The organism is Roseomonas sp. SRI_022 (genome assembly GCF_057586215.1).
Genome location: NZ_JBYCZL010000001.1, coordinates 34213 through 47527, shown reverse-complemented (window position 1 = coordinate 47527; position 13315 = coordinate 34213). Strand labels below are relative to the sequence as shown.

At 69.2% G+C, this 13315-nt stretch carries 11 protein-coding genes; 3 read left to right on the top strand and 8 right to left on the bottom strand.

Going from position 1 to position 13315, the window contains the following annotated elements:
• Nucleotides 1-4: 4 nt before the first annotated feature.
• The 8 genes from AC2YHJ_RS00195 to AC2YHJ_RS00160 form a co-directional block, all read right to left on the bottom strand.
• A complete protein-coding gene (locus AC2YHJ_RS00195) occupies nucleotides 5-502 on the bottom strand; it encodes a (2Fe-2S)-binding protein (protein WP_487393275.1) in 498 nt (165 codons plus the stop codon).
• Nucleotides 499-2829 carry a xanthine dehydrogenase family protein molybdopterin-binding subunit gene (locus AC2YHJ_RS00190; RefSeq protein ID WP_487393274.1) on the bottom strand — a complete coding sequence of 777 codons (2331 nt, stop codon included), beginning with the start codon at nucleotides 2827-2829 and terminating at the stop codon, nucleotides 499-501. The genes AC2YHJ_RS00195 and AC2YHJ_RS00190 overlap by 4 nt, the downstream gene beginning before the upstream one ends.
• Nucleotides 2826-3683 carry an FAD binding domain-containing protein gene (locus AC2YHJ_RS00185; protein ID WP_487393273.1) on the bottom strand — a complete coding sequence of 286 codons (858 nt, stop codon included), beginning with the start codon at nucleotides 3681-3683 and terminating at the stop codon, nucleotides 2826-2828. Before AC2YHJ_RS00185 ends, AC2YHJ_RS00190 begins: the two co-directional genes overlap by 4 nt.
• A gap of 92 nt (nucleotides 3684-3775) precedes the next feature.
• Nucleotides 3776-4678, bottom strand: a complete 903-nt coding sequence (locus tag AC2YHJ_RS00180) for a dienelactone hydrolase family protein (RefSeq protein WP_487393272.1) — start codon at nucleotides 4676-4678, stop codon at nucleotides 3776-3778.
• A 19-nt stretch (nucleotides 4679-4697) separates the two neighbouring features.
• Nucleotides 4698-6890: a carboxypeptidase-like regulatory domain-containing protein gene (locus AC2YHJ_RS00175; RefSeq protein ID WP_487393271.1), complete on the bottom strand. Its 2193-nt coding sequence runs from the start codon at nucleotides 6888-6890 to the stop codon at nucleotides 4698-4700.
• A 101-nt stretch (nucleotides 6891-6991) separates the two neighbouring features.
• On the bottom strand, nucleotides 6992-8158 hold the full coding sequence (locus tag AC2YHJ_RS00170; RefSeq protein ID WP_487393270.1) for a Gfo/Idh/MocA family protein: 1167 nt from the start codon (nucleotides 8156-8158) through the stop codon (nucleotides 6992-6994).
• Nucleotides 8155-9210, bottom strand: coding sequence for a sugar phosphate isomerase/epimerase family protein (locus AC2YHJ_RS00165; RefSeq protein WP_487393269.1), 1056 nt, complete (start codon nucleotides 9208-9210; stop codon nucleotides 8155-8157). The genes AC2YHJ_RS00170 and AC2YHJ_RS00165 overlap by 4 nt, the downstream gene beginning before the upstream one ends.
• 4 nt (nucleotides 9211-9214) lie before the next feature.
• Entirely contained in the window at nucleotides 9215-10249 is a 1035-nt protein-coding gene (locus AC2YHJ_RS00160; RefSeq protein ID WP_487393268.1) for an aldo/keto reductase, read from the bottom strand.
• Between the two features lie 101 nt (nucleotides 10250-10350).
• Here AC2YHJ_RS00160 and AC2YHJ_RS00155 point away from each other — a divergent pair, with 101 nt between their 5' ends.
• Genes AC2YHJ_RS00155 through AC2YHJ_RS00145 form a run of 3 tightly spaced genes read left to right on the top strand, consistent with a single transcriptional unit; the run spans nucleotide 10351 to nucleotide 13297 of the window.
• Complete coding sequence (locus tag AC2YHJ_RS00155) at nucleotides 10351-11418, top strand: ABC transporter ATP-binding protein (protein WP_487393267.1); 1068 nt, start codon at nucleotides 10351-10353, stop codon at nucleotides 11416-11418.
• Nucleotides 11415-12251: a sugar phosphate isomerase family gene (locus tag AC2YHJ_RS00150; RefSeq protein WP_487393265.1), complete on the top strand. Its 837-nt coding sequence runs from the start codon at nucleotides 11415-11417 to the stop codon at nucleotides 12249-12251. The genes AC2YHJ_RS00155 and AC2YHJ_RS00150 overlap by 4 nt, the downstream gene beginning before the upstream one ends.
• Complete coding sequence (locus tag AC2YHJ_RS00145) at nucleotides 12248-13297, top strand: Gfo/Idh/MocA family protein (RefSeq protein ID WP_487393264.1); 1050 nt, start codon at nucleotides 12248-12250, stop codon at nucleotides 13295-13297. Before AC2YHJ_RS00150 ends, AC2YHJ_RS00145 begins: the two co-directional genes overlap by 4 nt.
• Nucleotides 13298-13315 lie beyond the last annotated feature (18 nt).

The window sequence follows — 13315 nt, the reverse complement described above, 5'->3', positions numbered from 1 at the left end:
TTCGCTATGCGCGCTCCGCCTCATCCCATTTGCCGAGTTCCTTCGCCGCGGAGCGCACGGCGTCAAGGATGCCCTGGTAGCCGGTGCAGCGGCAGAGGTTGGAGGAAAGGAGATGCCGCAGGCTGTCCTCGGCCAGCCTCTCCTCGCGCTCCAGCATCCAGGTGGCGAGCATCAGGAAACCCGGCGTGCAAAAGCCGCATTGCAGGCCGTGATGCTCCTGAAAGGCGCGCTGCAGGACGTTGAGCGTGCCGTCCGGGGCTGCCAGTCCCTCGATGGTCCGGATGGTCGCGCCATCGGCCTGCACGCCAAACATCAGGCAGGAGCGCATCGGCACGCCATCCACCAGCACCGTGCAGGCGCCGCAGACGCCGTGCTCGCAGCCAAGATGCGTGCCGGTGAAGCCGCAGGTATCTCGCAGCGTGTCGGCCAGGGTGAGCCGGGCCTCGATCTCGACCGCCTGCGCTTCGCCGTTGACGGTGAAGCGCACGACATGGCGGCTCACGCGGCACCCCCGGCCGGGCGGCGAGCCGCAGCGTCGCGGATCAGGGCGCGGATGCGCGGCGGCGTGGCAGGGATCTCGGCAATCTCGACGCCGAAGGGGGCGAGCGCATCGGTGATGGCATTGGCGATCACCGCCGGCGCGCCGATGGCGCCCCCCTCGCCGAGGCCCTTCGCACCCGTCGCCGTGGCCGGGCTGATGGTCTCGAGGTGGTGGATCTCGATCGCCGGAATCTCGGCGACCGTCGGCAGAGCGTAGTCGGCGAACGTACCGGTCAGGATGTTGCCGTCCTCGGCGTAGATCACTTCCTCAAACAGCGCATTGGCAATACCCTGGGCGACGCCGCCACGCACCTGCCCATCCGCGATCATCGGATTGATGATCCGCCCGGCATCCTCGACGACGAGGTAGCGTTCGATGCGCACATGCCCGGTCTCCGGGTCCACCTCCACAATGGCGGCGTGGCATGCGTTGGAGAAGGTGCCTTCGGGGTCGTAAGCCGCAGTCTCGGCCAGGTTGAAGCCGTCGAACAGGTCGCTGCGCTGGTGCACTTGCCGCGCCAGCGCCGCGATCGGCACCGACGATCCGTTCGCTGACACGGCCTGCCCGTCGCGCAGCACGATCCCCTCCGCCTTCGCCTGCAGGACCTTCGCCGCCGCCGCGCGCAGGCGGGCGGCCAAGCGGTCGGCCGCTTCCTGTGACGCGCCGCCGCTGATCACCATGGACCGGCTGGCGAACGTGCCCCAGCCATAGGGCGTGCGGTCGGTGTCGCCATGGATGACGCGCACGCCCTCCGGTGCAATGCCCAGCCGATCGGCGACGATCTGCGCAAGGGCCGTGCGCAGCCCCTGGCCATGCGGCGAGGCGCCGATGCGAAGTTCCACCTCGCCGCCTGGCGTCATGGCGATATCCACCACCTCATAGCCCGGCACGATGCCCATCCCACGTGCGGCGAAAGCGGGCGAGCCATAGCCCGTGCGTTCATTGAACACGGCAAGACCGAGGCCAAGGTAGCACCCCTCCGCCCGAGCCACGGCCTGGCGCGCGCGGAAGGCGGGAATGTCGAGCCGTGCGACGGCATCATCGAGCGCTTCGACATAACTCGCCTCGTCCAGCATCAGCCCTGTCACCGTGCGGTGTGGGAAGCTGTCGACCAGGTTGCGCCGGCGCATGTCTTCCGGCGCGAGACCGATGCGCGCGGCCGCGCGGTCCATCAGCCGCTCGATGCCGAAGGTAATCGCCGGCCGCGACACGCCGCGATATGGCGCCATGGGGCAGGTATGCGTCAGCACGCCACGCGCCCGCGCAGCGTAGGTCGGCACCTTGTAGGGACCCGGATACTCCGCGAAGGCCATCAGCGGCTCGACGCCGCAGGTCGTCGGATAGGCCGAGAAGGCGCCGACATTGGCGAGGATCTCCGCTTCCAGCCCCAGCAGCGTGCCATCGGTGGCGAAAGCGCCGCGCAGCCTGTGCTCCTGATCGCGGGAATGGGCCGAGGCGATAAGGTTCTCGTTACGATCCTCGATCCAGGCGAAGTCGCGGCGATGCTTCCGCGCCAACCAGACCAGCACCGCGTATTCGGGGAACAGCGCCATCTTCTGCCCGAAGCCGCCGCCGACATCCGGCGCGATCACCTGAAGGTCGGCCTCGGGCATGTTCAGCAACTCGGCAATGCCAGTGCGCAGCATGTGCGGCATTTGCACCGAGGCGGTCAGCCGCACGCGCCCCGTGCTGCGGTCGTATTGTGCGCAGCCGCCGCGTGCTTCCATCGGTGAGGCGTTCTGCCGCCCGGAGCGGAAGGCGAATTCCACGACATGCGCTGCCGCGGCGAAGGCTGCCGCGCATTCAGGCGGCGCCAGAATGCCTTCGACGGCGACATTGCCCGGTGCGATCGCATGTACCTGCGGCGCGTCCGGCCGCAAGGCAGCCGCGATATCCACCACCGGCACCGTGGCGTCGAAGGCGACCTCGATCTCCTCCAACAGATCCTCGGCGAGGGCCGCATTCTCAGCGGCGATGGCGGCGATCGGCTGGCCAACGAAATGCACCGCGTCCGACGGCAGGACAGGCTGTTCGACCGGGCGATAGGCGAAGCGATGTAGCATCGGCCTGATCGTGCCGGTGCCAGCCATCTCGGCGGCACTGACGAAGATGGCGCCCGGCGGCATGTTCGGCGGCGGTCGCAGTGACGCGATCCGCCCACTGGCGATCGGGCTGCGCAGGAAGCGCACCGCGCGTGCCCCGGCCGCGACGTCGGCGGTGAAACGGCCTTGGCCCCGCAGCAATGCGGGGTCCTCCAGTCGGCGGATACTGCGGCCGACCCAGGTCACGAGGCGAAAGCCATCTCGAGCGCGCGGCGCACCATGGCGCCAACGAGGTCTCGGCGGTACGCCGCCGGGGCGTGGATGTCATCCTGTGGGTCGCACTCCGCGGCAGCCTGCGCGGCGGCGAGACGCGCCGCCGCGCCGCCGGCTGGGCGGCCGATCAGCGCCGCGGCAGCCTCCGGAGCAAGGACCGGCGTGCCGCCGATGCCGCCAAGGGCGATGCGCGCCTCCCGAACCGCGCCGGTTTCGATCCGCACGGCAACGACGGCCATTGCGAGCGCGAAGTCGCCCGCTCGCCGGCTGAACTCGGCGAAGCCGCAGCGCCAATCCTCGCTGAGCAACGGCAGGCGTGCCTCGACCAACATCTCCCCCGGGCCAATCGCGGTGGTGAAGACGCCCTGGAACCAATCTTCCGCCGCGACCTCGCGATGCCCATCAGGTCCGGTGAGAACCAGCGTCCCGCCCAGTGCCAGCGTCGTCGCGCACCATTCGGATGCCGGGTCGGCATGCGCCAGGCTGCCGCAGAAGGTGCCGCGCATGCGGATCGGCGCATGGGCGATGTGCTGCGCGACCAGCGGGAGCAGGCGGCCCACCGGACCGGTGGCGGGCGCCTTCTCGAACCAGGAATGGCGCGCCAGAGCGCCGATGCGCAGGACGCCGTCCCCTTCCTTCACGTAGGCCAGGGCGGGGATGCGGTTGATGTCGATCAGTATGCCAGGCCGGGCCATGCGGAACGCCATGGTCGGCACCAAGGACTGCCCGCCGGCGAGGATGCGAGCCTCATCGCCGCCGCCATGAAGCAGGGCGAGGGCCGCCTCCAGCGTCGATGGCGCGTGGTAGTCGAAGGCAGCGGGCTTCATCGCGGGTCCCGGTCCATGAATCGGATGCGTCGGATCACACCAGAACTTCGCGAAACAGCCAACGCGCGCTGCGGGCGCGCACCCGCCAACCGCTACGCCAGCCGCTGCCGGAAGAAGGCGATGGTGCGTTCCCAGGCCAAGGTCGCCGCGGCTTCGTCGTAGCGTGGCGTCGAGTTGTTGTGGAAGCCGTGCTGGGTGCCCGGGTAGATGTGCATCTCATGTGGCACGCTGCCGGCCTTCAGCGCCGCCTCATAGGCCGGCCACATGGCGTTGATGCGTTCGTCGCGCTCGGCGTAGTGGATCAGCAGGGCGGCCTTGATGGCGGGCACCGCGGAAGTTTCCGCCGCCGCGCCGTAGAACGGCGCGCCGGCCTGCATCCCGCTGCCGAGTTGCGTCGCCAGGAAGTTGGTCGTGCCGCCGCCCCAGCAGAAACCCGTGACGCCGAGCCTGCCCGTGCTCAGCGCATGCGCCTTCAGGTAGAGTGCACTGTTCAGCATATCGGTCCGTAGCTTCGCCTGATCGAGACGGCTCTGCATCTCGCGTCCGTCATCATCGTTGCCCGGATATCCGCCAAGCGGCGACAGCCCGTCCGGTGCGAGAGCGAGGAAGCCCGCGACAGCCGCGCGCCGCGCGACATCCTCGATATAGGGGTTGAGCCCGCGGTTCTCATGGATCACCAGCACCGTGGGAAACGGCCCGGTGCCGGAAGGCTGCACCAGGTAGCCGCGCATCGTCCCGCCGTTGCCGCCCGGCGAGGGATAGCTGACGTAGCGTCCGAGGATGCGCGGATCCGTGAAGGAGATCGTCTGCGCGCTTGCGTAGCGGGGCAGCAGAGCCTGCGCCATGGCAAGCCCGCCGGCAATGGCGGATGCCGCCTCCAGGAAGCTGCGGCGATCCATCCGGCCGTGACAGTACTCGTCGTAGAGATCGAAGACGCGCTGGTCGATGAACTCCTGCGTCAGCGCCTGCGGCTCGGTGGTTTCAACGCTGCTCATGATCGTGCCCTTCGATTGGCTATCGCGCGAGAGGATCGGGTCGCATCTGCACGCGGAACACGCGGGGCCGCTCGCCGCGCCCGCTTTCGCTGTGGAACGGCGCGCGCGTGCCGGTGGTGGTCCAGACGCCCCGGCCGCGCCAGCCGATACTCGGGTCATCGATCCGGCCGTCGACGTTTTTGGTGAAGAACCCAAGCGGATAGGGCACGCGCAACTGATGCAGCCTGCCATTCACCAGCACAGTCAGCGACTCGCTGCCATTGGTCGAGGCGATCGGCACATCGTTGCCAAGACCCAGCGTGTTGAAGCGATCGACCCAGATGTAATAGGCGTGATCGGCGCTGCCCGCCGGATCGAGCCCTGCGAATTGCGGTCCGGGAAATCGGTAGAGCGTCCAGCCTTCGTAGCAATGCTCACCGGTCGCGGCATTGGGGCCGGTCAGCGGGCCCCGGCATTTCGACCGGTCGAAGCTCGCCATGTGGCCGCTGGCCAACGTGGTCCAGGCGACGCCGTTGCTGTCCACATCGAGGCCGCGCGGGCTGAAGCTTCCGGGGGGCGGCCGGAACACCTCCGCGAGGCCGGTCCGGGCCGGATCGACGCCGGGGATGAAGCGGATCAGGTAGCCGGGCTGGTTGCCGCCCGCGAAGCCCGCACTCATCGACTGGCCCCAGATCGAACCATCGGTCGGGCTCGGCTGCACGCCATAGAAGCCGGCGATGATGCGGCGCTGCCGGTTCGGGTCCAACGGCTGGTTGGCTTCGGTGTATTCGCCGCGGCGGCCCCAGCCGGGCACGTCCACGATCAGCGGCGCCCAGCCCTGGGAGGTCCGCGCGTCACGCGTATCGAGGAAGCGTCGCGTGTTCAGCCAGCCGACCGCACCACCGCCCGCGCCGCCCCAGCTCGTCCACAGCGTGTGGTCGGCGTCGTAGCCGAAATAGAGGTGATGCGTGCTGAAGCAGGTGTCGATCAGGTCGAAGCGCTGCGTGCGCGGGTCATAGACCGACAGGTGCCGTGTCGCGGCATTCAGCGGCGCGACGCGCGCAGAAGGATGGTCGCCGCCCGCGCTGCACCAGGCGGGCTGTGCTTCCCCGGGGCGGATGCGCGCGGTGAACCACACCAGGCCGCGATGATCGAGGATCGGATTGTGGATGCTGGTTCGGCTGTCCCAGATCGCCTCGTCACCCCAGAAGGGGGAAGTTCCGAGAGGGTTGTCGGCACTGGTCGGCGTGTCCGGATGCGCATAGGGGTGGCGGATGGTCCAGGTACGGTGGCTCACCGGGTCAAGCACCGGCACCTCGTCCGACGATTCCTCGGGCGAGCCATAGATCAGGCCATTGGCGTTCAGCGTCGGCTCGCGCTTGTCGGTGGAGATCGCGTCGTGCTGGTAGGTGGTAAGCGAGGCCCAGTCCCACAGCGTGACGACCATGTTGCGTTCCAGCCCCTCCGGCCGGCGCGGCTGCTCGGCGGGTAGTTCGCCCGCCCGGACGCGGTCGGTCCAGTCCGCGAACAGGTCGAGGCCACGTTCCGGCCCGAGCCGCCCGATCGACCCGGCCATGTTGTTCATCGCCTGGCCCGACTGAATGCGCCGCAGCCACATGTCATAGGAGTTGCCGATCTCGGCGAGTGACTCACTGGGCCGCCGGACGTTCTGGGTGCCGAGGCCATGGCAGGACTGGCAGGATTGCTTCAGCGTGTCGATCCATGCCGCCTGGTCGGGCGCGGATGTGGGAATGCCGTTGCCGGATGGACGATCGCCGGTGCCCGGGAACTGGTCCGCCGAGGGAATGCGCAGCATCGAATACCAGTACATGCCCGGGTAGTATTCGGCCGCCGCCGCCGCGTCCGGCGCCGGCGCGGCGGTCAGGTCCAGGCGTTGTCCCGGCGTTCCCGCCACTCGCTCGCTGTCCACCAGCCCGTAGCCGCGCACCCAGACGCGATAGGCCGCACGCGGTAGGTCCGGGATGAGATAGCGGCCCTGGCCATCCGTGACGACGATACGGGCGAAGCGCGTGGGCAGGTCAGTGGTCTCGGCGATCACCCAGACGCCAGCTTCAGGGCCATTCCGGCCGGACACCACGCCGCCGATATCGGTGGCGCCGAGCTCAATGGCAGCGGATGCCGTGGGCTGCGCATCGGCGCCGATCGCCGCGGATGCGAGCAAGGCCGCCAGCAGGGCTGCCGTCTGGCGGGCGCGGCGGAACACCTTGGACATGCCTGAACCTCCAGCGTGGCGATCATCATGCGGTGCGGTGTCCCGCGACCATAGCAGCATCCGACGCGGCGGCACCGCCGAAAGAGGCCGGCCGCGTGCGCCTACAGCGACACCCAGCCGCCTTCGCCGGCCGCGGACCGCAAGGCCGCTTCGACGAAGACCATACCGTCGAGGCCCGCCTGCGCATCCGGCATGCCCGCGCACAGCGCTTCGGGCGCCAGGCCAAGCCGGCGCGCGGCGGCATATTCGGCGAGGTCCAGGTACAGATTGGCGAAAGCCTCGTGCAGGCCTTCGGGATGGCCGGTGCGGCGGAAGCGCGTGGCGCGCGTGGCTTCTGGGGAGAGGCCGGCATGACCGCGCGAGAGGGTCATCGGGAAACCTTCGAGTGGCGCCAGGCGCAACTCATTGTGCGCCGCGTGGCGCCATTCGATATGCCCGTCCGTGCCAAACAGACGCAGCAGGATGTGGTTCTCCGCGCCCGCCGCACCCTGGCACAGCACCATGGATCCACGGGCGCCACCGGCCATGCGGAAGCGGGCCTGCGCGTAGTCCTGCACGCGGCGCCCGGGCATCAGTGTGCCGACCTCCGCACTGATCGCCGCGACGGGTTCCCCGGCGGCGTAGCAGGCGATGTGATGTGCATGGGTGCCGATGTCGCCCAGCACCAGCGACGGCCCGCTGCGCGCCGGGTCGAGCCGCCACCGCCGGGCGGCGTCGGGCGCCTGCTCCACCGCGACCGCGAGGCCCGATCCGAAATACTCGACCTGCAGCATGCGCAGCGTGCCAATGCGCCCAGCGGCGACCAGCGCGCGCGCCTCCCGCACCATCGGATAGCCGGAATAGGCGTGGGCGACGCAGAGCGCGACACCCCGTTCGGTCGCGGCGCGCTGGATGTCCCTGGCCTCGGCGACGCTGTTCGCCATGGGCTTGTCGATCATCACGTCGAGCCCCGCGGCAATGGCAGCCAAGGCCTGCGCGTGATGCAGGTCGTTCGGTGTGACGATGGCGACGGCTTCGATACCATCCGGCCGCACGGCTTCGCGTGCGAACATTTCCTCCGGCGTGGCATAAGCGCGGGTGGGATCAATGCCGTACTCCGCCGCGGCGGCGCGGCCGCGCGCGGCGTCACGCGACAAGGCACCGGCCACCACCGAGAAGCAGCGGTCCATCGCCGCGGCGCGCCGATGCACCTGACCGATCATCGAGGGCGCGGCGCCCCCAATGAAGCCGAGGCGCAGCGGACGCCCCAATGCCTGAATCGCGGTCATGATTCGAATCCGAGGATGCGTTGCGCCGTGGCCGGGTCAATCGGGCGCCGCAGCGCGGCGTCGAAGGGCCGGTCGGTGACATGGATCATGTGTCGAGCGATGAAGGGAGCGCCCTCCGCCGCGCCGTCCTCCTTGCGCTTGTAGCAGCACTCCCATTCCAGCGTGGCCCAGCCGTCATATCCGACATGGGCAAGGCGCGAGAACACGCCCTTGAAATCCACCTGCCCGTCGCCGAGTGAGCGGAAGCGCGCGGGACGATCGCGCCAGTCCTGGAAGCCGCCATAGACGCCGCTGCGATCGCTGCGGATGAATTCCGCATCCTTGACGTGGAAGGCGCCGATGCGGTCGCCATAGCGCGTGATGAAGCCGAGATAATCCATGTGCTGCAGCAGCATGTGGCTCGGGTCATAGAGGATGCGCGCCCGGCGATGGCCATCCAGCAGACCGAGGAACCGCTCGAAGGTGGCACCGTCATGCAGGTCCTCACCGGGATGCAGTTCGAAGCAGATGTCCACCCCCGCGTCGTCGGCGTGATCGAGGATGGGGCGCCAGCGGCGCGCGAGTTCAGCAAAGGCCGCGTCGATCAAGCCCGGTGGGGCCGGTGGCCATGGATAGATGTAGGGCCAGACGAAGGCCCCGGAAAAGGAGGCCAGGCGCGACAGGCCGAGCCGCGCCGTCGCCTCGATCGCCTGGTGCAGCTGCCGCTCCGCCCAGGCCGAACGCGCCGCGGGATCGCCACGGACCTCGGGCGCGGCGAAGACATCGTTCAACTCCGCAAAGGCGCGGTTCACCGCCATGAGCTGGCCGGCGCGATGGGCGGCGAGTTCGCTGATCTCGACGCCGAGCGCGGCGAGCCGCGCGCGGTAGTCGCGGCAGTACGCATCATCGGCCGCGGCGCGCGGCAGGTCGATCAGCCGTGCGTCATGCACGGGGATCTGCACGGCCCTGTAGCCGAAGCTGGCCAGCCACCCGACCACGCCGTCAAGGCTGTCGAAGGGCGGTTCACTGCCCATGAACTGGCTCAGCATCACGCCGGGACCGCGGATCGGCATGCGGCTACGCCGGCACGGGCGCAGCCGCGTCGAGCAGGCCCTCGGTCTTGAGCTCCGTCCAGAGCGCCGCCGGAATCGGCCGACGCAGATGTGCGAGGTTCTGCTCGACCTCGGTCCGCGCCAGCGCGCCGGGGATGACCGAGCAGACCACCGGATGCGCGAGCGGGAACTGCAGCGCGGCAACAGGCAGCGGGACGTCGTGGCGACGGCACACCGCTTCGATGCGGTGGGCCTTCGCCACCACCGCAGCCGGCGCGGCGGCGTAGTCATAGGTCGCGCCGTCCTTCACCGCACCGGCCGGGATGCCGGAATTGTAGGGGCCACCGATGATCACGCTCATGCCGCGGGTCGCGCAGTACGGCAGGAACTCGTCGAGCGCGCCCTGTTCCAGGAGCGTGTAGCGGCCGGCCAGCAGCATGCAGTCGAAATCCCCGGCCCTGGCGAAGCGCAGGCACATGTCGGCCTCGTTCAGCCCGCAGCCGATCGCGCCGATGACCCCGGCGGCGCGCAGTTCGTCCAGGGCGCGGTAGCCGCCATCCATGGCCGTGCGGAAACGATCCTCCAGCGCGGCGCGATCGCCGACGCTCCAGAAGTCGATATCGTGGATCAGCAACACGTCGATGCGGGCGATACCCAGGCGCAGGCAGGATTGCTCGACCGAGCGCATCACGCCGTCATAGGAGTAGTCGAAGGCCGGCACGAAGCCCGGCAGACCGTTGGCCCGCATGCCGGCCGGCGGCACCTCCCCGGGCCTCAGCGCATGCATCACGCGGCCGATCTTGGTCGAAAGGATGAACTCCTCCCGCGGCCTCTGCCGCAGCGCCTGGCCGACGCGCAGCTCGCTGCGGCCGTAGCCGTAGAAGGGTGAGGTGTCGAAGAAGCGCACCCCGCCATCCCAGGCAGCGTCGAGCAGCGCCTGCGCCTCGCTTTCCGCGATGGCGGTACGGAACCCGCCGATCGGCGCGGCGCCGAAGCCCAATGCCGTCACCTCGATCGCCGTGCGGCCCAGGCGCCGCTTCTGTGTCGGATCCACGGTCATCCCCTGCCCATCGCGGCCAGTGCAACCTTGCCCATCGGCGCAACTCCCCCCAATGTTCGTGCAGAATACACGCATGGCATGCTCATGCACGGGGGAACCGCGTGGCAACAGTGTCGTTGCGCAAGCTCCGCAAGGCCTTCGGGACGGTCGAAGTCGTCCATGGCGTGGATCTCGACATCGCCGAGGGCGAATTCATCGTCCTTGTCGGCCCCTCCGGCTGCGGCAAGAGCACGATCCTGCGCATGGTCGCGGGACTCGAGGAAGCAAGCGGCGGCGACATCCTGATCGACGGCGTGGTCGTGAACGAGCGCGACCCGAAGGATCGCGACATCGCCATGGTGTTCCAGGATTACGCGCTCTACCCGCATATGAGCGTGGCGGAGAACATGGGCTTCTCCCTGGCCTATCGCGGCGTGAAGAAGCCCGAGATCGCACGCCGCGTGTCGGAGGCTGCCGTGGTGCTCGACATCGCGCACCTGCTGGCGCGGCGCCCGCGCGAGTTGTCCGGTGGCCAGCGACAGCGTGTCGCGATGGGCCGCGCCATCGTTCGCGATCCCAAGGTGTTCCTGTTCGATGAACCGCTGTCAAACCTCGATGCCAAGCTGCGCGTGCAGATGCGCACCGAGATCAAGAAGCTGCGCGACCGGCTGCGTGCCACCACCATCTACGTGACCCACGACCAGGTGGAGGCGATGACGCTGGCCGACCGAATCGTAGTGCTGCGTGGCGGGCATATCGAGCAGGTCGGCACGCCGGAGGAGATCTACGACCACCCGGCCAGCGCCTTCGTCGCCAGCTTCATGGGCGCGCCGGCCATGAACCTGCTGCCGGTGAGCATCACCGCCGGCGCCGCGGTGCTGCCGGACGGCACTGCGCTGCCACTGACCCGGCGGCTGGCCGATGTCACCGAGGCGACGCTCGGGCTGCGGCCGGAGCGGCTGGCCTGGCTAGCGCCCGATGCGCCAGCCAATGGGACGGAACTGACCGCGCGCGCAGCGGTGGTGGAACCGCTTGGCGCAGAGACGCTGGTGACGCTCGATATCGCGGGACATGAGTTGCATGCGCGGGTGCCGCCCCGCAGCGTGCGCGTGGCCGGGGAACTGGTGCGCCTCGCAATCGACCCGTCCGACCTGCACCTGTTCGCGCGCGAAGGCGGGCAGCGCCTATGACCAACGATCCCCTGCTGATTGCGCCGGAAATGCTCGGCCACGGGACGGGCATCGCCGTCACGGTGGTGCCGGATGCCGCGACCTTGACGCAGGCTTTCGCCGACATGCTGCTGGATGAGTACCGCGCAGCGCGTGCGGCGGGCCGCAGGCAGGCGTTGTTCATCGTACCGGTCGGTCCGGTTGGGCAGTACGATCTGCTGGCGGCGCGCTGCAACGCCGAACGCATCGCACTGACGGATCTCACCCTGATCGGCATGGATGAGTATCTGACCCCGTCCGGCGACTGGATCGATGAAGCCGATCCGCGGTCCTTCCGCGGCCATATGCGCCGGCACTTCCTCGATCTGATAGACCCCGCGCTGGCGCCGCGCGTCGTCTTCCCGCACCCGGCGCGGACAGGGGAGATCGCTGCGGTGATCACCGATGACGGCGGCGTGGATGTAACCTTCGGTGGCGTCGGCATCGCTGGCCATGTCGCCTTCAACGAGCCACCCGAACCCGGCGAGCCGCTCGATGTGGATGCCTTCGCCGCCCTGCCGACGCGCGTGGTGCGCCTGGCACGGGAAACGCGCACCATCAATGCCGTCACCGTCGCGCGCGGCGCCATCGAACTGGTGCCGGAACGCGCGGTGACAGTCGGGATGCGGGAGATCCTGGGCGCGCGGCGCCTGCGCCTGTTCCTCAACCGGTCCTGGCAAAGCGGCATCGTGCGAAAGCTGCTGCACGGACCCGTAACGCCCGCCGTGCCGGCATCCTACGCTCAGCGCCATGCGGATGCGGCGCTGATCATGACCGAGGAGGTCACGCGCTCTCCCATGCCGGTGCTGGCGTGACGGCGCCGATGCGCGTCGGGCTGGTCGGCTACGGCGCCTGGGGACGGCACCACGCGCGCGCGCTGGCGGCCGCCCCATCGGCAACGCTGGTCGCCATCGCCGCACGCAGTGGGGACAACGCCGCCACGGCCGCCATCGATTGGCCAGGTGTCGCTGTCCGTCGCGATTGGCGTGAAGTGATCGGAGACTCCTCACTACAGGCCGTCGCTGTGGCGGTCCCCAATGCGCTGCATGCGGAGATCGCGCTGGCGGCGCTGGCCGCCGGCAAGCATGTGCTGCTGGAAAAGCCGATGGCGTTGACGCTGCCGGATTGCGACCGGCTGATCGCTGGTGCCCGCGCAGCCGGCCGCGTGCTGACCATCGGACATGAACTGCGCGTCAGCCGGCAATGGGCACCGATACGGGCATTGGTCGCACAGGGTGCGATCGGGACGCTGCGCCACGCTTCCTTCTCTCTGTTCCGGTTTCCCTACCGTCAGGGATCGTCCGCCTGGCGATACGACCAGGCTGTTGTCGGCTCCTGGATCCTCGAAGAGCCGGTCCATCTGTTCGACCTGCTGCTCTGGTACGGACGGGAACTCGGCCCGCCACGCACGCTGCGCGCCGTGGCGGAGGGCGATCCGGCCATGCCGAACGCGCTGTCCGTCACGCTGCGCTTCGATGGCGGTGCCCTCGCCACGCTGAACACCGTGGTTGGCGGTTTCGAGCATCACCTCGCGCTGCACGTCATGGGAACGGCCGGATCTGTCCGCGCGCTGTGGTCGGCCGCCATGGATCGCAGCGGTGAACCAGCCGCAAGCCTGCACATCCTGCGCGGCCGCGCCGCGCCGGGGCAGATTGCCGAGACCATCCCCTTCGACCGATCGGGCGAGATCTTCGAACTCGAGACACAGGCGGAGGAAGCCATTCGCGGCTTCCGCGAGGGCCGCGCGCTGGTGCCGCCCGAAGAAGCCCGCGCCGCCATCGCCTGCTGCCTGCTCGCGGAGCGGTCCGCACGCGAGGGCGGGCGTGAGATTCCTTGGACCGAGGCCGATCCACCAGCCTAGGCTTCGCCACACAGATCA